A 20,704-nucleotide genomic window follows, 5' to 3' on the forward strand; every position below is an offset into this window, starting at 1 on the left:
AAAGGGCGGCGCGGGGTTTTCGCGCCGCCCTTTTGCAAGCAGGAGACATTCGACATGGCACGGCTAGAAGGCAAAGTGGCGCTGGTGACGGGCGGGGCATCGGTGCCCGGATTGGGCAGCACCACCGCCGTCCGCTTTGCACAGGAAGGCGCGCGCGTCTATTTGACCGACCGTGATCTGGACGGCGCGGAAAAGGTTGCCGCCGGCATTCGTGCATCGGGCGGCCATGCGGTGGCGCTGCATCAGGATGTGACCAGCGAGGCGGATTGGGACCGGGTGATGGCCGCGATTGACGAGGCGGAGGGGCGGCTCGATGTTCTGGTCAACAATGCCGGGATCGCGGTTCTGGGCATGATGGACACGGTCAGCACCGCCGATTGGCAGCGCCAGATCGACGTCAATCTGACCAGCGTATTTCAGGGCGCAAGGCGGGCCATGGCGATGATGCGCCGGGCTGGCGATGACGGGAAAGCGCGCGGCGGCTCGATCATCAATATTTCCTCGGTGGCCGGGTTGATCGGCGTTCCGGGCTGCGCCTCCTATGCCGCGTCCAAGGGCGGGGTGCGTCTGTTGACCAAGGTGGTGGCCTTGGAAGGCGCGAGCGATGGCATACGGTGCAATTCGGTGCATCCCGGCATGATCGCCACCAATATTCAGGGCGTGGCGCTCGAAGACAATGCGGCCAATTATGATGCGACCATGGCGTTGATCCCGATGGGCTATATGGGGGCGCCCGATGACATTGCCAACATGAACCTGTTCCTCGCCTCGGACGAGGCGCGCTATATCACCGGCGCGGAAATGGTGGTCGATGGCGGGATGACGGCTCGCTAAAGACTCAAGGCGGGCGTTGCGGCGCCCGCTTCACTATTGCCCGGCCACCCAGCGCAGCGCGTTTTCCACCAGCCGCCGGTAATGCGGATCGTCATAGGCCGCCGCCCCATCGCCCGGTTGCAGATAGGCCAGACGGCTGTTGATCGCCATCTTGGTCCAGCCGATCAGCGATGATCCGGGCGGATGATCCCAGCCATCGCGGCAGAACATCCGCCCCCGCACCGCCAGATCCGCCGACCAGAAATGATCGCGCGTAAAGTCGGCATCGCTGGTCAGCAGCGGCTCGACCAGATCGGTGAATACTTCGGCCAGATAGAGTTCGTCCTGCATCGCAAAGCTGGCGGGCAGGCCCGCCGTGATCGGATGGGGCATCACGCCGGCCCGATAGGCCACATCATGGCGATAACCGCTGTCCAGCCTGTCCGCTCCCCGCACATGGGCCGGGCGATAGAGGAATTGCCCGCCCAGCCATTCGTGATAATCGCCCCATGTCGGCCATCCGGCCAGCGCATGATGGAGCGCCAGCACACCCTTGCCCTGTTCCAGCAAGGCGCGAAAACCGACCTGCAAGGCGGGTGGGGGATCGATGAAGGCGGGCGGCCCATCAGCTTCGAAATCCAGCCCCGGCATATCGTAAAGCACCAGCGCATCAAAATCGCGCATCCCTTCCGGGTTCATCAACAGCGCGGCGGCGGGTTGATCGACCATCGTGGCCGAAATCCCCTCCATGGCCTGAAACATCGCGTCAAAGGCGGTGCGGTCAAACGGATGCCCGCGCACCGCGACCAGCGCGCGCAACGGGGCATGGTGGCGGATGATCGGCATCAGCGGCTCACTTTCACAATGGTTTTGCCGATATTGGCCCCGCGCATCATGCGTCCATAGGCGGTCAGCACATTCTCGATGCCCTCGCTTTGGTCAAAGGGCATGGATAAACGCCCTTCGCGCGCCCATTCGCGCAGAATCGGGGGGAAGACCCCGCCTGCGGCCAACACATCGGGAATGAAAAAACCCTCGATCCGCAACCGCCGCATCAGCACCTGATCGAAACGCGCCGGGCCGGGCAAGGGCGCCCCGCCATAGGCCGCCACCATGCCGCAGACCGCCACGCGCCCATAATGCGCCATATTGGGCAGAACAGCATCCAGCATCGGCCCGCCGACATTATCGAAATAGGCATGAATGCCGCCGTCTATGTCCGAGAGTGCGGCTGCCACATCTTCCCCTCGATAGTCGATGGCCCGGTCAACGCCGATCACCTCGCGCAGATAGCGGCACTTGGCCGGTCCGCCCGCAATCCCCACCACGCGCGCGCCCAGATTGCGCCCGATCTGACAGGCCATCACCCCGGTCGCCCCGGCCGCGGCCGATACCGCCAGCCACTGTCCGGCCTTGACCTGCGCCACATCGCAAACGCCGATATGCGCGGTCCAGGCGTTGAGCCCCAGCACGCCAAAGGGATCGCGCGGATCGTCCAGAGGCCCTGCTATCCGCTCCAGCCCGGCCACCGAAGGCACCACCACGGCCAGTTCGGCCCATTGGCCAAACCCGCGCACCAGTTCGCCCACGGTAAAGTCGGGATCGCGGCTTTCGCACACGCGGCCCAGCACCAGCCCGACCATTCTTGATCCCAGGGCCAAGGGCGGCTGATAACCATCGGTGCGGCCCGTCATCCACATCCGGGTGCCCGCATCCATAGAGAGATAATCAACCGCAACCCGCACCTGACCATCGTCCAGAGGGGCGGGCGTTTCCTCCTGCAGGCTGAGGGCGGCGGCATAATCATGCCCGTCAGGATGGGCATCGAGCCGCCAATAGCGGTTGCGCGCCATGGCTGCGATCACAGACCTTTGGGGCCGATCTGACGATGGATGTTGCGAAAGGTGCGGCGGCTGAAATACCAGCGCCCGTCGATCCTGATGCATTCATCGTCATATTGCCCCCGGTCGCGGTGGACGCCATCGGGCCAGTCATAGACCTCGGCCGTATAGGAGCGCATCACGGCCTTATCGCCATCCACCTCGATGCTGCCCGGCCATGCCTCGAACATGATGCCGGGGTAGTGTTTCATCGCCTCCACCCACATGGCGACGATGGCCTCGCGGCCATGGGTGGTGCCGATCTCGGGATAGTCAGGCAGCGACCATTGCGCATCATCGGCCCATGTCGCGCCCCATGCCTGCGCATCACAGCGCGTAACGGCGTCGGCATAGGTTTCCAGCAATTCGCGCAGGGCAAGGCGGTCTTCGGCAGGGCCGGTAAAGGGCATGGATGCTCTCCCATTTCTTGTTTCCATGATGATAGGGCCTTGCATCGCGCCGCGCGCCTAGCGCATTGCACAGGCGCGCGCGTTCAGGCCCCGACCGGCGTTTCATCCATGCCCGGCGGGCGGGCGGGCACGGCGACTTCGACCATGCCATCGACCACGCGCAGCGCGAACTGGCGCACCGCCGGATAGGCTCCGCCAATGCAGCGCCCATCGGCCAGATCGAAACGCGCGCCATGCAGCGGGCACATGATCGCCCCGCGCCGGATGCGCCCGCCGGAGAGCCGCGATGCCGCATGGGTGCAGCGGTCGTTGAGGGCCAGCCATGCGTCATCATGGCGCGCCAGCAACACCTGCCATCCGCCGATGGCGTGGACGGTCATCTGTCCCTCCGCCATCTGTCCATCCCCGATCTCGGTTTCGGCGCCCAGCCGGTGCCAGACCACATCGCTCACCTGTGCATTTCCTTTCCCGATCATGCTATTTCCACCAATGTCTTGCCGGTGGTCGTCCCCTGCATCAGGGCGATGAAGGCTTCCGGCAAGCGTTCAAAGCCGTGATGCACATTTTCCAGCGGGCGCAGCCGGCCCGCCTTGTGCAGCCGGTCGAGCATCGCCTGCGCCTCACCCAGCCTTTCGGCATAATCATAGGTCAGGAAACCACGCATTGTCAGACGCTTGACCACCATCTGCCAAAGGTTTTGGACCCCATAGGGATGGTCCGCGTCATTATATTGCGCGATCATGCCGCAGAGCGGAATGCGCCCTTTTTCGCGCATGCGGGGCAAGACAGCGTCGAGGGTCGGCCCGCCGATATTGTCGAAATAGACATCGAACCCTTCGGGCGCGGCAGCATCCAGCGCCGCGCCCAGATCCCTTTCGAGGGCGCGATAATCGACCACCGCATCCGCGCCCAATTCGTGCAGGACCTGCGCCTTATGCGCGCCGCCCGCGATGCCCACCACCCGGCATCCCGCCGCCTTGGCCAGTTGGACCACCGTGCTGCCCGTGGCGCCCGCCGCGGCGCTGACCAGCACGGTTTCGCCCGCTTTGGCCTCGCCCACGGCAAACAGGCCCACCCATGCCGTCAGCCCCACCGGACCCAGCGCGCCCATATAGCTGCGCAGCGGCACATTGGCGGCGGGCGTCACCCGCTCCAGCCCCAGAGCATCAGGCCCGATGACGAAATGATCCGACCATGTAGCAAAGACCCGGACATAGTCGCCCACCGGCCAGTCGGGATGGTGCGACTCCACAATCTGGCCCAGCGACATGCCGTTGACCGGCGCGCCAAGCGCAACCGGGGGCAGATAGGAGGGCCGGTCATCAAGAAATCCGCGAATCGCCGGATCGACCGAGCCGACCAGCATCCGCACCAGCATCTGCCCTTGGCCCGGCCGGGGCATCGGGGTTTGCGACAAGGCAAAGCAGTCCTGGGTCGGCACTCCGACCGGGCGGCGGCGCAGGATGATATGGCGGGCAAACGCCGGCAGAGAGGAGGGCAAGGCCATGGCAGGGCATCCTGTGTGTTTGTCCATGCTTGATAAGGCCCCGGACGGCCCGATGGCCTCTAGCCTTTTCGCTAGGTGGAGGTTGCCCCCTCAGAGGCGATGATGGGGCAAGATCGAACAAGAACCGAAAAGGGATGCCGCCATGACTCCGGACGAGATGATCGCCTTTGTTGATGAACTCTATGAACTGACCGGCACCGGCCAGTGGGATGCGGCCGCCGAGCGTCTGACCGAGGATTTCGTGGCGATCGAGGCCGATGGCCTGCCGATGGAGGGGGCCTATCACGGCAAAAACGGTCTCTATGACCTGTTTGTCAAGGTGATGGGCATGATGGATGTGGTGGCGATGGAGCGGGTGGAAACCACCGCCGGACGGGACCATGCCGTGACGATCCTTTCGCTGCGCTTTGCCGATCCGGCGCTGAAACCAGCAGAATTGTGCGAAGTCTTTCGCTTTCGCGATGGCAAATGCTGCCAGATCAAGCCCTATTATTTCGACCCGGCCACCATCCATGCCGCCGTTGCGGCCAAGGCGCGGGGCCAGACACAATGAGCCTTACCCGATCGTCTGACATCCACATTGCCTATACGGCCGCCCCCGTCATCAAGGCATAAGCAGTTTGAACTTGGCCTTTGTCGTCTCGGTCAGCCATGTGTGAACGGCGCGAATGCGCTGAAGGCTGTGGGTGTCCTTGTGTGTGACCAGCCAGAAGCTGCGGATAATCACCTGATCGGGCAGGACGCGGACCAGTGCGGGATCGCCGTCGCCCATAAAGCAGGGCAAAACGCCGATGCCGCCCGATGCCGCCAGGATGCGATGTTGGGCGAGGATCGATGTCGAACGCAGATTGGCCACCAGATCGGCGTCGATCTCGGACAGATAATTGAGTTCCGGCGCATAGATCAGTTCAGGGACATAGCCGACGAGTTGATGCCCCGATTTCAGATCCCGCGTCTGTTTGATCGCCGGGCGGCCTGCCAGATAGTCCGGGCTGGCGTAGAGTCGCAAAGCGTAATCGGACAGTTTTCTGGCGATCAGCGGGCCGGATTTGGGGCGGGACAAGAGAACGGCAATGTCGGCCTCGCGCCGCGAAGGGCTGAGAAATCCGCTTGTGGCAACCAGATCGATCACCAGTCCGGGATGGCGCGCGGCCAGATCCCCCAGATTGGGCGCCACGACCGAATTGCCAAAGCCTTCGGAAACGCTGATCCGCACATGGCCGGTCAGACCCGAATCCGGGCGGCCTGTTTCCAGCTCCCGGCTTGCCTGCGCCATGGCCTCGACCGCCACCAGCACCCGTTCGCCGGCCTGTGTCAGGATCTGGCCCTCGCGCGTTTGTTCAAAAAGCGTGGCCCCCAGCCGGTTTTCGAGGCGACGCAGGCGCCGACTGACCGTGGTGGCGTCCATGCCCAAGGCCTCACCGGCCAGAGCAAGTTTGCCCGCGCGCGCCACGGCCAAAAAGGTTTGAAAATCGCTCCAGTCCGTGACCTGCATTTTTGCATCCTAAGATGCAAATACGATGGTTGCCATAGAGATTTGTCGGTTTACTCAATCGGCAACAAAATTTTTGAGGAGAGCCAGATGCGCCTGATCGACCATCATATTGTAGGCGGCACCGCCGGGGCAACCGGGCGCAGGTCGCCGGTGCTCAACCCTTCGGCGGGCGAGGTTCAGGCCGAGGTGGCCCTGGGGGATGCTGCGCTGCTGGAGCGCGCGGTGGCCGCCGCTTTGGCGGCCCAACCGGCATGGGCCGCGACCAACCCCCAGCGCCGCGCCCGCGTGATGTTTGAATTCAAACGTCTGGTCGAGGCCAACATGCAGGAACTGGCCGAACTGCTGGCCAGCGAGCATGGCAAGGTGATCGCCGATGCCAAGGGTGATATTCAGCGCGGTCTGGATGTGATCGAATTTGCCTGCGGCGTCCCCCATTTGCTGAAGGGCGAATATACGCAGGGCGCAGGCCCCGGCATCGACGTCTATTCGATGCGCCAGCCCATCGGCATCGGTGCGGGCATCACGCCTTTCAACTTTCCCGCCATGATCCCGATGTGGATGTTTGGCGTGGCGATTGTCTGCGGCAATGCCTTTATCCTCAAACCTTCGGAGCGCGATCCTTCGGTGCCGGTGCGCCTGTGTGAACTGATGCTGGAGGCCGGCGCGCCAGAGGGCATTCTGCAATGCGTGCATGGTGATAAGGAAATGGTGGACGCCATTCTCGACCACCCCGCCATCGGCGCGATCAGCTTTGTCGGCTCGTCGGACATCGCCAACTATGTCTATGAACGCGGCGCCCGCAACGGCAAGCGCGTGCAGGCGATGGGCGGGGCCAAGAACCACGGCATCGTGATGCCCGACGCCGATATGGATCAGGTGGTGCGCGATCTGTCGGGCGCGGCCTTCGGTTCGGCGGGCGAACGCTGCATGGCGCTGCCCGTGGTGGTGCCGGTGGGCGAGGGGACGGCAGAGCGCCTGATCGAAAAGCTGCTGCCCGAAATCGAGAGCCTGCGCCTTGGCATTTCGAGCGATCCGGATGCCCATTACGGCCCGGTCGTCACCGGCGATCACAAGGCCCGCGTCGAGGGCTGGATCGCCAAATGCGAGGCCGAAGGGGGCAAGATCCTCGTCGATGGCCGGGGCTTTACGCTTCAGGGCCACGAAAAGGGCTTCTTTGTCGGGCCGACGCTGATCGATCATGTCACGCCCGACATGGAAAGCTATAAGAACGAGATCTTCGGGCCTGTCCTGCAAATCGTGCGTGCGCCCGATTTCGAAGCGGCCCTCGCGCTGCCCAGCAAGCACCAATATGGCAATGGCGTGGCGATCTTTACCCGCAACGGCCATGCCGCGCGTGAATTTGCCGCGCGGGTCAATGTGGGCATGGTGGGCATCAATGTGCCGATTCCCGTGCCGGTGGCCTATCACACGTTTGGCGGATGGAAACGCAGCGCCTTTGGCGATACCAATCAGCATGGTATGGAGGGCATCAAGTTCTGGACCAAAATCAAGACGATCACCGCCAAGTGGCCTGATGGTTCGCTGGATGGCGGCAATGCCTTCATTATTCCGACAATGGCGTAAATTATGATGACGGATGCCTTCACACTTTCGCCCGATCAACTGGCCATACAGGAAGCGGCGCGGCGTTTCACGGCCGATGCGATCACCCCCCATGCCGCGCGCTGGGACGAGGAACATCACTTCCCGCGCGAGGTGATGCAGGCGGCCGGTGAAATGGGTTTTGGCGCGATCTATGTCGGCGAGGAGAGCGGCGGGATCGGGCTGGGGCGTCTGGAAGCGGCGCTGGTGATCGAGGCGATGGCCTATGGCTGCGCGGCAACCAGCGCCTTTATCTCGATCCACAACATGGCCGCCTGGATGATCGACCGCTTTGGCAGCGCGGACTTGAAATCACGCTATTTGCCCGCGCTGGTGGGGATGGAGCAATTGGCTTCCTATTGCCTGACCGAGCCGGGCAGCGGGTCGGATGCCGCCGCGCTGCGCACCACGGCGCGGCGGGATGGCGGTGATTATGTGCTCAACGGCACCAAGCAGTTCATTTCGGGCGGCGGGGTCAATGATGTCTATCTGATCATGGTGCGCACCGGCGAGGCCGGGGCGCGGGGCATTTCCTGCGTGGTCGTGGAAAAGGGCATGAAGGGCGTCAGTTTCGGCGCGCCGGAGAAAAAGCTGGGCTGGAATGCTTCGCCCACGGCTCAGGTCATTCTGGACGATGTGCGCGTGCCGGTCGCCAATCTGTTGGGAGCCGAGGGGGACGGTTTCAAGATCGCCATGGCGGGCATCGACGGCGGGCGGGTCAATATCGGGGCCTGCTCGCTGGGCGGGGCGCAGCGCTGCCTTGACGAGGCGGTGCAATATACCAAAGACCGCAAGCAGTTCGGCAAGGCGATCGCCGATTTCCAGAACACCCAGTTCCAATTGGCCGACATGGCCACCGAGCTGGAGGCGGCCCGCGCGCTGCTCTATATGGCCGCCGGCAAGATCACGGCGGGCGCGGGGGACAAAACCGCTTTTGCCGCCATGGCCAAGCGCTTTGCCACCGATACCGGCAGCAGCGTGGTCGATCGCGCGCTGCAGATGTTCGGCGGCTATGGCTATTTGCGCGACTATCCGATCGAGCGTTTCTGGCGCGACCTGCGCGTGCACCGCATCCTTGAAGGCACCAATGAAGTGATGCGCCTTATCATTGCGCGGGAGTTGCTGAAGTGAGCCTTGATGACGCATCCGCGACGCCCGAAGTTCTGGTTCGTGTCGAGGGCGGTGCGGGTCTTCTCTCGCTGAATCGCCCGCGCGCGATCCATGCGCTGACGCTGGATATGGTGCGCGCGATGACGGGTGCGCTGCTTGACTGGCGCGGGGATGATCGGGTGCAGGCGGTGCTGATCGACCATGCGGTGGATGCGGGTGGTGATCCCAAACTCTCGCGCGGGTTCTGTTCGGGCGGCGACATCAGCCTGCTGCGCCATTCGGCGCTGCATGACGGGGGCGCGGCGGGGCGCCGGTTCTTCTTCGACGAATATCGCCTCAACCACCTGCTCTTTACTTATCCCAAGCCGGTGGTGGCCTTCATGGACGGCATCACGATGGGCGGGGGCGTAGGCATTTCCCAGCCCGCGCGGCTGCGTGTGGCCACGCAGAACACCCGTCTTGCCATGCCGGAAAGCGGGATCGGCCTGTTTCCCGATGTGGGTGGTGGCTGGTATCTCTCGCGCCTCGCGGGCAGGCTTGGCCAGTATCTGGCGCTGACCGGCGCGCGGCTCGATGGGGCGGAATGCGTCTGGGCGGGGCTGGCGAGCCATTATCTGCCCGCCGCCGCCCTGCCGCAGGCCAAGGCGCGGATGATCGCGGGCGAGGCGCCCGATGCGGTGCTTGATGAAATGGCCACGCCCGCGCCAGAGGCGACAATCGCGGCCCATGCCGATGCCATCGCCCGCCTGTTTGCCAGTGACCGGCTGGAGGACATTCTGGCCGCGCTGGAGGCCGATGACAGCGATTTTGCCCAAACCACACTGGCCACGATCCGCACCAAGAGCCCGACGACCTGCAAGGTTTCGCTGCGGCAATTGGCCACAAGCCGGACATTGCCTGACTTTGCCGCGAATATGGCTATGGAATACCGCATCGGGGCAAGGGTGCTGATGTTGCCCGATTTTGCCGAAGGGGTGCGCGCGGTGATCATCGACAAGGACAATGCGCCGCAGTGGTCGCCCGCTTTGCCAGATACGGTCACCGACAGGATGATCGCGGATATTTTTGCGCCTCTCCCGGCGCTGGAGGAATGGAGCCCGTTATGAGTTACGAAACGATCCTCGTCGAAACGCGCGGTGCGGTGACGCTCATCACGCTCAACCGGCCCAAGGCGCTCAATGCGTTGAACTCGCAGGTCTGCGCTGAGCTGGTGGAGGCCTTTGCCGCCTTCGAGGCCGACGACACGCAAGGCTGCGCGGTGTTGACCGGCAGCGGCGACAAGGCTTTTGCCGCCGGCGCCGACATCAAGGAAATGGCTGAAAAGCCCGCCGCCGATTTCTTTCTGGGCGACTTCTTTGCCGATTGGCAGGCGCGTATTGTGCGCGCCACCCGCAAGCCTTGGATCGCGGCGGTCAATGGTTTTGCGCTGGGCGGCGGTTGCGAACTGGCGATGATGGCCGACTTCATTCTGGCGGCCGATACCGCCAAATTCGGCCAGCCCGAGATCAAGCTGGGCGTGGCGCCGGGCATGGGCGGATCGCAGCGCCTGACCCGCGCGGTGGGCAAGGCCAAGGCGATGGAAATGTGCCTGACCGGCCGCATGATGGGCGCCGAGGAAGCCGAGCGCAGCGGCCTTGTGGCGCGCATCGTGCCATTGGCCGATCTGGTGGAGGATGCGGTGAAAACGGCGCAGACCATCGCGGGAATGCCGCGCATGGCCGCGATGGTGAACAAGGAAATGGTCAATATCGCCTTCGAAACCGGCCTCGAACAGGGCCTCCTGACTGAACGGCGGCTGTTCCAGATCCTCACGGCCACCCAGGACAAGGCAGAAGGCATGGCCGCCTTTGTCGAAAAGCGGCAAGCCGTCTGGAAAGGGCGCTAGAGGCCGGAAGGCTTCAGGCCAACGGGCCGGAGCGTATAAAAGGAGAGGTTTGCATGAAAATTGCCTTTATCGGTCTTGGCAATATGGGCGGCGGCATGGCGGCCAATCTGGCCAAGGCGGGCCATGATGTCCGGGCCTTCGATCTGGCCGAGGGGGCGCTGGAGCGCGCCCGTGCCAATGGCTGCACCACCTTTGCCACCGCGCGCGAAGCGGTGGCGGGGGTGGATGCGGTGGTCTCGATGCTGCCCAATGGCGCGATTGTGAAGTCGGTCTACAGCGCCGATGTGCTGGGTCAGGCACCTGTTGGCGCGCTGCTGCTGGATTGCTCGACCATCGATGTCGCCACGGCGCGCGAAGTGGCGGCGATGGCCGAGGCGGCAGGTTATCGCATGGTGGATGCCCCGGTTTCGGGCGGGATCGCGGCGGCCAATGCGGGGACGCTGACCTTTATGGTGGGCGGCCCGATGGACAGTTTCGCGGCGGCCGAACCGATCCTTGCGCAAATGGGCAAGGCGGTGATCCACGCGGGCGAAAGCGGGGCCGGACAGGCGGCCAAGATCTGCAACAACATGCTGCTGGGCGCCTCGATGGTGGCCACCTGCGAGACGTTCAAACTGGCCGAGCGTCTGGGGCTGGATCTCCAGACCTTCTATGACATCTCCTCCAAGGCGTCGGGCCAGTGCTGGTCGATGACCTCCTATTGCCCGGTGCCCGGCGTGGGGCCGACGACCCCTGCGGATAATGGCTATCAGGGCGGTTTTGCCACGGCGCTGATGCTCAAGGATCTCAAGCTGGCCATGGCCGCGGCGCAGGCTGCCGGGGCGCCTGTGCCGATGGGGCATCGCGCCGAGGAACTTTACGCCGCCTTTGATGCAGCGGGCAATGGCGGCGTGGATTTTTCCGCCATTATCAAAACGCTTTAAGTCCAAATACAGGAGCCGATTATGTCGGAAGCCCAGAATATCTACATTGTGTCCGGCGTGCGCACGGCGATTGGCGATTTTGGCGGTGGTTTGAAGAGCTTCATGCCTTCCGAGCTTGCGGGCCTCGTTGCGGCCGAGGCGGTGAAGCGCGCAGGCGTGGCGCCCGGCGATGTCGGCCATGTCGTGTTCGGCCAGGTCATTCCCTCGAGTGCCAAGGATGCCTATCTGGCGCGGGTTGCGGGGCTTAACGCGGGCATTCCGGTGGAAACCCCGGCGCTGACGGTCAATCGCCTGTGCGGATCGGGGCTTCAGGCGATCATTTCGGCGGCCCAGATGATGAAGCTGGGCGAGGCCGATGTGACGCTGGCGGGCGGGGCGGAGAGCATGTCGAACGCCCCCTATCACGACCATGGCCAGCGCTGGGGCCGTAAGATGGGCGATGCGCAACTGGTGGATGCGCTGGTGCAGACTTTGTCGGACCCGCTGGGCGGCTATCACATGGGCATCACCGCCGAGAATGTGGCCGAGCGGCATTGCATCACGCGTGAGGCGCAGGACGCTTTGACCGTCGAGGGCCATGCCCGCGCGATCCGGGCCATCGAGGAGGGGCGCTTTAAAGAACAGATCCTGCCCGTCGAGATCAAAACCCGCAAGGGCGTGACCGTGTTCGACACCGATGAACACCCGCGCGCGGGCACCAATGCGCAAAGCCTTGCGGCCATGAAGCCGGTGTTCAAAAAGGACGGCACGGTCACGGCCGCCAATGCCAGCGGGATCAACGATGGCGCGGCCGCCGTGGTGCTGGCCACGGGCGATGCAGTGGCGGCGCGGGGGCTGAAGCCTTTGGCGCGGATCGTCAGCTGGGGCCATGCCGGGGTGGAACCGGCGCTGATGGGCGTGGGGCCGGTCAAGGCGGTGCCGATTGCCCTCGAACGTGCGGGGCTGACGCTGGCGGACATGGATGTGATCGAGGCGAACGAGGCCTTTGCCGCGCAGGCGTTGGCCGTGGCGGGCGAACTGGGCTTTGATCCGGCCAAGCTCAACCCCAACGGCAGCGGCATCGCGCTGGGCCATCCGGTCGGGGCGACGGGCGCGATCCTGACGGTCAAGGCGGCCTATGAACTGCGCCGCACCGGCGGGCGCTATGGCCTGATCACCATGTGCATCGGCGGCGGGCAAGGCATCGCCATGGTCATCGAAAACCTCATCGAGGCGGCGTGATGACGGACTATCGTTTCATCAAGGTAAGCCGTGCGGGCGATGTGGTGACAATCGCCCTCAACCGTCCGGAAAAGCTGAACGCGCTGACCCCGGCATTGTTCGGGGAATTGGGCGATGCGGTCGAACGGGCGGTGGCCGAAGGCGCGCGGGCGCTGGTGCTGACGGGCGAGGGGCGGTTCTTCTGCTCGGGCGCCGATATTGCGCCCGATGGCGCTGGCTATGAAGGCCTGCCCGAGGATCTGGGCGAACTGCTCGACGCGGCCTACAACCCTTTCGCACGGCAATTGGCGGCGCTGGAGATTCCGGTGGTGTCCGCGCTCAACGGCCCTTGCGCAGGGGCGGGCATGAGCATCGCGCTGGCCGGTGACATCGTGGTGATGGGCGAAGGGGCTTATCTGCTGCTGGCCTTTGTCAACATCGGTCTGGTGCCCGATGCGGGGGCGACATGGCTGGTGGCGCGCAGTGCCGGGCGGGCGCGGGCGCTGGAAATGGCGCTGCTGGGCGAACGGATGGGCGCCCAGGAGGCCCGCGCGGCGGGGCTGGTCACGCGGGTTGTGCCCGATGATGCGGTATTGGCGCATGCCCAGGAATTGGCGGCTCGCCTCGCGGCCGGGCCGACCCGCGCAATGGGCCTGATTCGCCGACAGGTGGCTTTTGCGCTGGAACAGGGTTTCGAAGCCACGCTGGATGTGGAGCGGGATAACCAGTCGATTGCCGGGCGCAGCGGCGATTTCGCCGAGGCCATCAAAGCCTTTGCGGAGAAGCGCAAGCCGCAGTTCTCGGGTTTTTGAAGCCTTTGTACAGAAACAGTTTTTGAGAAGGTGTTGCCATGAAGCTCCTAGTCCCAGTCAAGCGTGTGCTTGATTACAACGTGAAGCCACGTGTGAAGGCGGACGGGACGGGTGTGGACCTGGCGAACGTCAAGATGAGCATGAACCCGTTTGACGAGATCGCGGTGGAAGAGGCGGTCCGCCTGAAGGAAAAGGGCGTGGCGAGCGAGGTCGTGGTGGTCTCGATCGGCCCGGCCAAGGCGCAGGAGACTTTGCGTTCGGCGCTGGCGATGGGCGCGGACCGGGCGATTTTGGTTTCGACCGAGGAGACGGTCGAACCGCTGGCGGTGGCCAAGATCCTGGCGAAGATCGTGGGCGAGGAAGCGCCGGGTCTGGTGGTGCTGGGCAAGCAGGCGATTGACGATGACAGCAACCAGGTGGGCCAGATGCTGGCCGCGCTGACGGGTCGGCCGCAGGGCACGTTTGCATCGAAGGTCGAGGTCGAGGGTGACGCCGTGCTGGTGACGCGCGAGGTCGATGGCGGGCTGGAGACGGTCAAGCTGGCTCTGCCCGCGATTGTGACGACCGACCTGCGTTTGAACGAGCCGCGCTATGCCAGCCTGCCCAACATCATGAAGGCCAAGAGCAAGAAGCTCGAGACCAAGGCGCCCGGTGATTACGGCGTGGACATCACGCCGCGCGTCAAGGTGCTGAAAGTGGCCGAACCTGGGTCACGCAGCGCGGGCGTGAAGGTGGCCGATGTCGATGCGCTGGTCGTGAAGCTTAAAGAATTGGGAGTCGCATAATGACTGTTTTGGTGTGGGCTGAACACGACAATGCGGTCTTGAAGGACGCCACGCTTTCGGCGGTGAGCGCCGCTGCGAAGCTGGGCGAGGTGCACGTGCTGGTGGCCGGTTTGGGTGTGGCTGGTGTGGCCGAAGCGGCGGCCAAGATCGCCGGCGTGGCCAAGGTGCTGGTGGCTGACGATGCGGCCTATGAACATGGGCTGGCGGAGAATGTCGCGCCGTTGATCGTCGGGCTGATGGGCGGCTATGACGCCTTTGTCGCGCCTGCCACGACCACGGGCAAGAACATCGCCCCGCGCGTGGCGGCTCTGCTCGATGTGGCGCAGATCTCGGATATCCTGAGCGTCGAAGGCCCCAGGACTTTCACCCGCCCGATCTATGCGGGCAATGCCATCGCCACCGTGGAATCCTCGGACGCCAAGCTGGTGATCACCGCGCGCGGCACCGCCTTTGGCAAGGCCGAGGCCACCGGCGGCAGCGCGACCATCGAAACCATCGCCACCACCGGGGACGCGGGCCTCTCCAGCTTCATCGGCGCCGAGATCGCCAAAAGCGAACGCCCTGAACTCACCAGCGCCAAGGTGATCGTCTCGGGCGGGCGCGCCCTGAAGGACGCCGAGACCTTTGCCGCCACGATCCTGCCGCTGGCCGACAAGCTGGGCGCAGCCGTGGGCGCGAGCCGGGCCGCCGTGGACGCGGGCTATGTGCCCAACGATTATCAGGTGGGCCAGACCGGCAAGATCGTCGCGCCCGAAGTCTATATCGCGGTGGGCATCAGCGGGGCGATCCAGCATCTGGCGGGGATGAAGGACAGCAAGACCATCATCGCCATCAACAAGGATGAGGACGCGCCGATCTTTCAGGTGGCCGACATCGGGCTGGTGGCGGATCTGTTCAATGCCGTGCCCGAACTGACGGGGAAGCTGTAAGCCATGAGCGAGATCCAGCGCGACACGATGCCCTATGATGTGGTGGTGGTGGGCGGAGGGCCTGCGGGGCTTTCGGCCGCCATCCGGATCAAGCAGTTGAACGCTGATCTGAGCGTCTGCGTGCTGGAGAAAGGGTCGGAGATCGGGGCGCATATTCTGTCGGGCGCGGTGGTCGATCCGCGCGCGATGGATGAATTGCTGCCCGATTGGCGGAGCAGCGACTGCCCGCTGGCTGAGGTTCCGGTGACGGACAACTGGCACTGGGTGCTCACCAAGGGCGGGCATTATGCGGTGCCCCATGCGCTGATGCCGCCCTTCATGAGCAATCACGGCAATTACACCGTCAGCCTCGGCAATCTGTGCCGCTGGCTGGGGGGCAAGGCCGAGGAGCTGGGGGTGGAGATCTTCCCCGGCTTCCCGGCGGCCGAACTGCTCTATGACGGTGATCGCCTGATCGGCGTGCAGACCGGCGACATGGGCGTCGACCACGAGGGCAAGGCGAAGGGCGACTATCAGCCGGGCATGAACCTGACGGCCAAATACACCATTCTGGCCGAGGGCGCGCGCGGGCATCTGACCAAAAGGGTCAAGGCGAAGTACGATCTGGAGCGCGATTGTCAGCCGCAGGTCTATGGTCTGGGCATCAAGGAATTGTGGGACATTGATCCGGCCAAACATGTGCCGGGCCGGGTTTTGCACACACAGGGCTGGCCGCTCAGTGAGAGCGAGAGCTGGGGCGGGGGTTTCCTCTACCATCAGGCGGGCGGGCAGGTCGCGCTGGGGTTTGTCACGGCGCTGGATTACAGGAACCCGCATGTCAGCCCCTATGAGGAATTCCAGCGCTGGAAGCAGCATCCCGCGATCCGCGCGATCCTCGAAGGCGGCAAAAGGGTCAGTTACGGCGCGCGGGTGATCAACGAGGGCGGGTGGCAATCGGTACCGCATCTGGCCTTCCCCGGCGGGGTGCTGGCCGGATGCAGCGCGGGCTTTGTCAACGTGCCGCGCATCAAGGGCAGCCACACCGCAATGAAGAGCGGCATGCTGGCCGCCGAGGCGATTGTCACCGCCATCGCCGGGGGCGAGGAAGGCACGCAGTTGGACGCCTATGAGGCGGCCTTGCGCGAGAGCTGGATCGCCGACGAGCTGAAACTGGTGCAGAACGCGCAGCCTTTGGTCGCCAAGTTCGGCGGGGCGCTGGGCACGGTGCTGGCGGGCGCGGATATGTGGGCGCGGTATCTGCGCATCAATCCGTTTGGCGCGATGGCCCACCACAGTGACGCCGAGGCCACGGGCCGGGCCGATCTCTACCAGCCCATCGCCTATCCCAAGGCGGATGGGGTGATCAGCTTCGACCGGCTCACCAATGTCTCCTTCTCCTTCACCAACCATGAGGAGGATCAGCCGTGCCACCTGAAACTGACGGATGCGACGGTGCCGACCCGGATCAACCTGCCGCGCTATGCCGGGCCGGAAGCGCGCTATTGCCCGGCGGGCGTGTACGAGTTCGTGGGCGAGGGGGATGCCAAACGCCTCCAGATCAACGCGCAGAACTGCGTCCACTGCAAAACCTGCGACATCAAGGACCCTACGCAGAACATCACATGGGTCGCGCCCGAAGGTGGCGGTGGGCCCAATTATCCCAATATGTGAAGGAAGAAGGATCTCCTGATCCCAGACGCAAGCCATGCAGTCATAGAGCATTTATTGATCGGGTGGAGCGGTCACAAACCGACAGGCTGCGGTTTAATCCTGATGGGATGATGTCTCCAGGACTTCTCTGGCGGACAGGTACACCATACGCGCCAGCATGTCCTTAAAGGCCAGCCAATTGCCCTCGCCATCGCTTCCGGCGCTATAGCCAAATCCCAGATAGCTGGCCAAGGCATGCAGCAATGTCTGTGCGATCATCTGCAATCGCGCCATCGCCGCCTCGGCGGTGGCGGAGATGTCAGGGCCAAGCAGGGCCGAGGCGGCGGCCTCGACCAACGCCTGCACCGTCTCGACACCCCTGACCCGCAGGGAGGAATCCTCGCGCGCGACGGCATGAAATGCGCGGATGATCGAGGCGCGCGCCATATGCGATTCGGCATAGATTTCGACAATGCGGGTGGCGCGCCACTCCAGATTGCCGCCTTCGCTGGCGACCTGCCGTAAACCTTCGGCAATCTGCTCCCTCAGTCCGCGCAGGACGCGCAGTTGAACTTCCTGAATCAGGTGTATTTTCGACGGGTACCGGCTGTAGATCGACGCCATCGACACACGACCTGACGCCGCCACGTCCCCCAGGGTGAATTTCTCTCCGTGTTTGCGCAGCAAGGCCTCGGCCGAAGCAAGAATACGCTCTGTCGTTGCGAGGCTGCGGGGGCCCGGATTGCGGGCAGGTCTGGAGGCAATGGTCACGGCGGCGGTTCCTGCGATGGCCTGCATCGGTGCGTGCAAACCATCGCCGCGATGATCGGATTTGCCCCATGACGCAACATCGGTTTGGGGCATCGGGCAATTTTCTATACGCCGACCTTCAATGTCCCCGATTGCAGCGCCACCAGCGATCCGCCCGGGCGCCCGTCGCGCAGCGGATTGATGGTGATCCTCACCTTGTCCCCGCTCTTGATGATGGAGTGGTTCCACCCCGCACGTGACAGGGTGTTCGGGCTTCCTCCCTCGATGCCCCACTCCACAGGCTGCCCCGTTTTCGGGTCGGTGACGGTCAGGTTGATCCAGATATGCGGGTTTGTGTATTGAAAGCTGCGCACCGTGCCCTCGATGGTCACCTGGCGCCCAAGATCAAACATCGCGAAAGAATGATGTGCCTGCGCGGGCAGCGCGGCAAGTGTGGCCATGCTCAACACACAGGCTGCAAACAGGCGGTTCAACGTCGGGTTCATCATTTGCCTCCCTGATCCTGATTGTCTGAGGATGCCGATCTGGGCAGCATGGCGCCCGGATCGCTGTCGGGCGAAGGCACCGTGCCGCCGCCGCTGCGGTAATTTTCCAGACAATTGTATTCGCTGATTTCAAAGTCGCCCGGCTTGCGTTCATACCGCTGCATGATTGTCCAGGGATGCAGCAGCGCGACCGGATCGGTGATGGTGATCTCATTCTCGATCGCATCCCGGTTGATCATGCGGATGCGCTCGGTGACGTGCATCCTGTCGCTGTGCGGCGCGCCGGTCATGCTCATATATCCGGCGCGCAGATTGCCGGTTTCCACCACCAGAACGTCGCCCTCCCAATGGGCCGAGGACACGCCGTTAAAGCTTTTCTCCTGAAATTCGCCGTGTTTCTTGCCGTCCACATAGATGCGGCGCACTTCATGCAGCACCTCGCTGATGACCCAAATCTGTTGGGGGCGGGCAACAAATTCAAAGATGCCGTAGCTCATCAGCCGCGGCATGCCGAAGGCCTGACACGTCGAGACATAATCCGGCAAGGGTGCGCCATCGGCCATCGCCTTGATCCGGCGCTGACGCACAGCCTGATATTCGGGCGTCAACGGCACATCGAGCTTGTCGTCCATCACGCTGACCAGATCCTTGATCCCCGCGAACCAGACGCCGGTGAAATCGGGACGCCCATTGGCCAGCCTCGGAAAGGTGGAGGGCGGCTGGGGCGTGGCGGCCCGGCGCGGTCCGAAATCGGTGGGAGCATCGCCCGACGGCACGGACTTTACCGTCTCGCCCGCAGTGCTTTGCGCCGATGACGGCGCGGCAAGGGCGGCCCATGCCAGGCCCGCACACAGGAGGGACAGCCGCAGGCGAGGGGCTTCAAAACGCTGTGAATGGCGCGATGTCATGGATCGTCCTCTGGCTATGCCGGGTTGATGTCAAAGAGTGCAAAGGAATTGGGGCCGACCGGCGCATCCACCATGACGGCGCCATGCCGGGGAGCCGCATCAAAGGACGAGCGATGCGCGCCGTCCTTGTCGACCAGCAGGCGGTTCACCGTGACGCGTCTGGATGTCCATAACCGGTTCATGACGGTCAGGCTCAGTTGGAATGGGCGCGGCTCTGCCGGAACAGGGCGCTGGGGCGGCAGCAGGAAATCCATCTGGACGCGCTCGGCCCCGATCGGCACCCGAAAGCTCAGCGTGTCCGACTGTCTGGGTTTGGCAAAGGCGGCCGGGCGGGCATGATTGGCCACCAGCACCCGCACCGCGCCGCTGGCCTCATCCCTGCTTGCCAGCACCGCCAGCCCATCCTCATCGCCGCCGGAGGCGGGCAGGCGCTTGCCGTTCAATGCCTGGCCCAGGGATTCGACGGCGATCATGCGCTGATCCGTCCTGCCATCCGGCCCCAGATAGCCCGCCGGGTCCTGAAACCCGTAATGCGGGTCCCACCCGCCATCGCCGCGAAAATAGCAGGCGCGATCCAGCGGGGAATCGACAAGATAAATGCCCGCCGCGACAATATAGGCCGCCGCTTCGGCCGGATGGGCGTGGTTTACCGGGATGCCCAGATAATTCCAGGAGTCCGCCACCAAGGCCGTTTTCCGAAAGCCGCGCGCATCGAGAACCGCGCGCAGCCGCTGTGCCACCACGCGCTGGTCCATCGGGTCGCGGGTGCCGTCCGAGAACCAGTTGTAGCTGAAAAAATCCAGCGGCAGCCTTTGTTCATGCACGAAATCAAGGAAGGCCTCGCGGTGCCCTGTGTCGGCATTCAACGGAAAGGCAAGGCCCGGCCCGCCGGTTTGGAGGCGGGGATCGACCCGTTTGACCGCACGGGCAAAGGCCGCATACATCGCGTGGAATTGCCCGGTCGTCCCGGCAAAGTGAAGCTTGCCGAAGTCCGGCTGATCGCCGAACTCCCAATAGCGGATGCTGTCGGGGCGACCATTGCCCCAGCCTTCAACGAAATGGCGCACGATATGTTCGACCACGATCTCGTATTTGGCGAGATCGGCGGCGGGCCGCTTGTTATGCGGAATGGCGCTGGCGATGGTGAAGAGCACCTGTGCGCCGAGGCGGTTGACCTGCGCGACCCATTGGTCGGCGGCGGCGAAATTGTAGCTGGCCGGGTCCTGCGGATCGGCATCCCAGCGGGGAAACAGGCTGTCCGGGTTGTCCACGGTGTCGAGCCGCGCGATCCAGTCGTGCGAGCGGACCATGCGGACACATCCGCGGGTCCATGAGGCGCTCATGTCCATGAACTGCGGCCGTCCGGGAATAGGGCCAGGCACGCCGGCCACCGCCATGACCGGACGGATGGCGCTGCCTTCACGGTCGGCCTCGACGACAAGGCGTCGCGTCGGACCACTCTTTGCGGATGCGTAAGAGGCCATGGAAACGCCGGCCGTTAAGATGGCGCCGCGTAAGACTTCACGTCGCTCCATCGCTCTCCCCCTTCTTTTTATAACG

General features: G+C 64.0%; 22 protein-coding genes. 12 read left to right on the plus strand and 10 right to left on the minus strand.

The window, feature by feature from the left end:
- Window positions 1-54 precede the first annotated feature (54 nt).
- The gene (locus PQ457_RS21725; protein WP_273620479.1) at window positions 55-834 is read left to right on the plus strand and encodes an SDR family NAD(P)-dependent oxidoreductase; all 780 of its coding nucleotides are present in this window, start codon (window positions 55-57) and stop codon (window positions 832-834) included.
- 33 nt (window positions 835-867) lie between these two features.
- Here PQ457_RS21725 and PQ457_RS21730 read toward each other — a convergent pair whose 3' ends face one another.
- The 5 genes from PQ457_RS21730 to PQ457_RS21750 form a co-directional block, all read right to left on the minus strand.
- Window positions 868-1,659 carry a ThuA domain-containing protein gene (locus tag PQ457_RS21730; protein WP_273620480.1) on the minus strand — a complete coding sequence of 264 codons (792 nt, stop codon included), beginning with the start codon at window positions 1,657-1,659 and terminating at the stop codon, window positions 868-870.
- Window positions 1,659-2,678, minus strand: coding sequence for an NADP-dependent oxidoreductase (locus PQ457_RS21735; RefSeq protein WP_337958515.1), 1,020 nt, complete (start codon window positions 2,676-2,678; stop codon window positions 1,659-1,661). Before PQ457_RS21735 ends, PQ457_RS21730 begins: the two co-directional genes overlap by 1 nt.
- Window positions 2,675-3,103 carry a nuclear transport factor 2 family protein gene (locus PQ457_RS21740; RefSeq protein ID WP_273620481.1) on the minus strand — a complete coding sequence of 143 codons (429 nt, stop codon included), beginning with the start codon at window positions 3,101-3,103 and terminating at the stop codon, window positions 2,675-2,677. The genes PQ457_RS21735 and PQ457_RS21740 overlap by 4 nt, the downstream gene beginning before the upstream one ends.
- Before the next feature lie 83 nt (window positions 3,104-3,186).
- Complete coding sequence (locus PQ457_RS21745; RefSeq protein ID WP_273620482.1) at window positions 3,187-3,555, minus strand: Rieske (2Fe-2S) protein; 369 nt, start codon at window positions 3,553-3,555, stop codon at window positions 3,187-3,189.
- Window positions 3,556-3,575: 20 nt separating this feature from the next.
- Complete coding sequence (locus PQ457_RS21750) at window positions 3,576-4,610, minus strand: NADP-dependent oxidoreductase (RefSeq protein ID WP_273620483.1); 1,035 nt, start codon at window positions 4,608-4,610, stop codon at window positions 3,576-3,578.
- A 142-nt stretch (window positions 4,611-4,752) separates the two neighbouring features.
- On the opposite strand from PQ457_RS21750, the gene PQ457_RS21755 reads away from it, so the two are divergent.
- Complete coding sequence (locus PQ457_RS21755) at window positions 4,753-5,163, plus strand: nuclear transport factor 2 family protein (protein ID WP_273620484.1); 411 nt, start codon at window positions 4,753-4,755, stop codon at window positions 5,161-5,163.
- Window positions 5,164-5,214: 51 nt separating this feature from the next.
- Here PQ457_RS21755 and PQ457_RS21760 read toward each other — a convergent pair whose 3' ends face one another.
- Entirely contained in the window at window positions 5,215-6,105 is an 891-nt protein-coding gene (locus PQ457_RS21760; protein ID WP_273620485.1) for a LysR family transcriptional regulator, read from the minus strand.
- 87 nt (window positions 6,106-6,192) lie between these two features.
- Between PQ457_RS21760 and PQ457_RS21765 the strand changes: the two genes are divergently transcribed.
- Genes PQ457_RS21765 through PQ457_RS21810 form a run of 10 tightly spaced genes read left to right on the plus strand, consistent with a single transcriptional unit; the run spans window position 6,193 to window position 17,001 of the window.
- A complete protein-coding gene (locus PQ457_RS21765) occupies window positions 6,193-7,689 on the plus strand; it encodes a CoA-acylating methylmalonate-semialdehyde dehydrogenase (protein ID WP_273620486.1) in 1,497 nt (498 codons plus the stop codon).
- Window positions 7,690-7,695: 6 nt separating this feature from the next.
- A complete protein-coding gene (locus PQ457_RS21770) occupies window positions 7,696-8,838 on the plus strand; it encodes an acyl-CoA dehydrogenase family protein (RefSeq protein WP_273620504.1) in 1,143 nt (380 codons plus the stop codon).
- A complete protein-coding gene (locus tag PQ457_RS21775) occupies window positions 8,835-9,923 on the plus strand; it encodes an enoyl-CoA hydratase/isomerase family protein (RefSeq protein WP_273620487.1) in 1,089 nt (362 codons plus the stop codon). Before PQ457_RS21770 ends, PQ457_RS21775 begins: the two co-directional genes overlap by 4 nt.
- Window positions 9,920-10,702 (plus strand): enoyl-CoA hydratase-related protein, encoded by a 783-nt coding sequence (locus PQ457_RS21780; RefSeq protein ID WP_273620488.1) that lies wholly within the window; start codon window positions 9,920-9,922, stop codon window positions 10,700-10,702. Before PQ457_RS21775 ends, PQ457_RS21780 begins: the two co-directional genes overlap by 4 nt.
- A 35-nt stretch (window positions 10,703-10,737) precedes the next feature.
- Complete coding sequence (gene mmsB, locus PQ457_RS21785) at window positions 10,738-11,625, plus strand: 3-hydroxyisobutyrate dehydrogenase (RefSeq protein WP_337958518.1); 888 nt, start codon at window positions 10,738-10,740, stop codon at window positions 11,623-11,625.
- Between the two features lie 21 nt (window positions 11,626-11,646).
- A complete protein-coding gene (bktB, locus tag PQ457_RS21790) occupies window positions 11,647-12,846 on the plus strand; it encodes a beta-ketothiolase BktB (protein WP_273620490.1) in 1,200 nt (399 codons plus the stop codon).
- A complete protein-coding gene (locus tag PQ457_RS21795) occupies window positions 12,846-13,637 on the plus strand; it encodes an enoyl-CoA hydratase-related protein (protein ID WP_273620491.1) in 792 nt (263 codons plus the stop codon). Before bktB ends, PQ457_RS21795 begins: the two co-directional genes overlap by 1 nt.
- Before the next feature lie 38 nt (window positions 13,638-13,675).
- Window positions 13,676-14,422 (plus strand): electron transfer flavoprotein subunit beta/FixA family protein, encoded by a 747-nt coding sequence (locus PQ457_RS21800; protein ID WP_273620492.1) that lies wholly within the window; start codon window positions 13,676-13,678, stop codon window positions 14,420-14,422.
- Entirely contained in the window at window positions 14,422-15,351 is a 930-nt protein-coding gene (locus PQ457_RS21805; RefSeq protein WP_273618127.1) for an electron transfer flavoprotein subunit alpha/FixB family protein, read from the plus strand. Before PQ457_RS21800 ends, PQ457_RS21805 begins: the two co-directional genes overlap by 1 nt.
- Window positions 15,352-15,354: 3 nt before the next feature.
- Entirely contained in the window at window positions 15,355-17,001 is a 1,647-nt protein-coding gene (locus PQ457_RS21810) for an electron transfer flavoprotein-ubiquinone oxidoreductase (protein ID WP_273618128.1), read from the plus strand.
- A gap of 93 nt (window positions 17,002-17,094) precedes the next feature.
- On the opposite strand, the gene PQ457_RS21815 is transcribed toward PQ457_RS21810, so the two are convergent.
- Genes PQ457_RS21815 through PQ457_RS21830 form a run of 4 tightly spaced genes read right to left on the minus strand, consistent with a single transcriptional unit; the run spans window position 17,095 to window position 20,454 of the window.
- Window positions 17,095-17,844 (minus strand): TetR/AcrR family transcriptional regulator, encoded by a 750-nt coding sequence (locus tag PQ457_RS21815; RefSeq protein ID WP_273620493.1) that lies wholly within the window; start codon window positions 17,842-17,844, stop codon window positions 17,095-17,097.
- An 11-nt stretch (window positions 17,845-17,855) separates the two neighbouring features.
- Window positions 17,856-18,239 carry a DUF6152 family protein gene (locus PQ457_RS21820; protein WP_273620494.1) on the minus strand — a complete coding sequence of 128 codons (384 nt, stop codon included), beginning with the start codon at window positions 18,237-18,239 and terminating at the stop codon, window positions 17,856-17,858.
- Window positions 18,236-19,144, minus strand: coding sequence for a hypothetical protein (locus PQ457_RS21825; RefSeq protein ID WP_273620495.1), 909 nt, complete (start codon window positions 19,142-19,144; stop codon window positions 18,236-18,238). Before PQ457_RS21825 ends, PQ457_RS21820 begins: the two co-directional genes overlap by 4 nt.
- 14 nt (window positions 19,145-19,158) lie before the next feature.
- Window positions 19,159-20,454, minus strand: coding sequence for a GH39 family glycosyl hydrolase (locus tag PQ457_RS21830; protein WP_273620496.1), 1,296 nt, complete (start codon window positions 20,452-20,454; stop codon window positions 19,159-19,161).
- Between the last annotated feature and the right edge of the window lie 250 nt (window positions 20,455-20,704).

Origin of the sequence: Novosphingobium humi (genome assembly GCF_028607105.1) — a bacterium.
In the GTDB taxonomy this organism is placed as follows: Bacteria; Pseudomonadota; Alphaproteobacteria; order Sphingomonadales; family Sphingomonadaceae; genus Novosphingobium; species Novosphingobium humi.

Bases quoted from the DNA above. Each gene is read 5' to 3' on its own strand.
- PQ457_RS21780 (WP_273620488.1), top strand. From the start codon at position 9,920: ATGAGTTACGAAACGATCCTCGTCGAAACGCGCGGTGCGGTGACGCTC.
- PQ457_RS21825 (WP_273620495.1), bottom strand. From the start codon at position 19,144: ATGACATCGCGCCATTCACAGCGTTTTGAAGCCCCTCGCCTGCGGCTG.
- PQ457_RS21725 (WP_273620479.1), top strand. From the start codon at position 55: ATGGCACGGCTAGAAGGCAAAGTGGCGCTGGTGACGGGCGGGGCATCG.
- PQ457_RS21750 (WP_273620483.1), bottom strand. From the start codon at position 4,610: ATGGCCTTGCCCTCCTCTCTGCCGGCGTTTGCCCGCCATATCATCCTG.
- PQ457_RS21805 (WP_273618127.1), top strand. From the start codon at position 14,422: ATGACTGTTTTGGTGTGGGCTGAACACGACAATGCGGTCTTGAAGGAC.
- PQ457_RS21760 (WP_273620485.1), bottom strand. From the start codon at position 6,105: ATGCAGGTCACGGACTGGAGCGATTTTCAAACCTTTTTGGCCGTGGCG.
- PQ457_RS21765 (WP_273620486.1), top strand. From the start codon at position 6,193: ATGCGCCTGATCGACCATCATATTGTAGGCGGCACCGCCGGGGCAACC.
- PQ457_RS21730 (WP_273620480.1), bottom strand. From the start codon at position 1,659: ATGCCGATCATCCGCCACCATGCCCCGTTGCGCGCGCTGGTCGCGGTG.
- PQ457_RS21800 (WP_273620492.1), top strand. From the start codon at position 13,676: ATGAAGCTCCTAGTCCCAGTCAAGCGTGTGCTTGATTACAACGTGAAG.
- PQ457_RS21740 (WP_273620481.1), bottom strand. From the start codon at position 3,103: ATGCCCTTTACCGGCCCTGCCGAAGACCGCCTTGCCCTGCGCGAATTG.
- bktB (WP_273620490.1), top strand. From the start codon at position 11,647: ATGTCGGAAGCCCAGAATATCTACATTGTGTCCGGCGTGCGCACGGCG.
- PQ457_RS21815 (WP_273620493.1), bottom strand. From the start codon at position 17,844: ATGCCCCAAACCGATGTTGCGTCATGGGGCAAATCCGATCATCGCGGC.
- PQ457_RS21830 (WP_273620496.1), bottom strand. From the start codon at position 20,454: ATGGTCCGCTCGCACGACTGGATCGCGCGGCTCGACACCGTGGACAAC.
- PQ457_RS21820 (WP_273620494.1), bottom strand. From the start codon at position 18,239: ATGATGAACCCGACGTTGAACCGCCTGTTTGCAGCCTGTGTGTTGAGC.
- PQ457_RS21810 (WP_273618128.1), top strand. From the start codon at position 15,355: ATGAGCGAGATCCAGCGCGACACGATGCCCTATGATGTGGTGGTGGTG.
- PQ457_RS21770 (WP_273620504.1), top strand. From the start codon at position 7,696: ATGACGGATGCCTTCACACTTTCGCCCGATCAACTGGCCATACAGGAA.
- PQ457_RS21795 (WP_273620491.1), top strand. From the start codon at position 12,846: ATGACGGACTATCGTTTCATCAAGGTAAGCCGTGCGGGCGATGTGGTG.
- PQ457_RS21755 (WP_273620484.1), top strand. From the start codon at position 4,753: ATGACTCCGGACGAGATGATCGCCTTTGTTGATGAACTCTATGAACTG.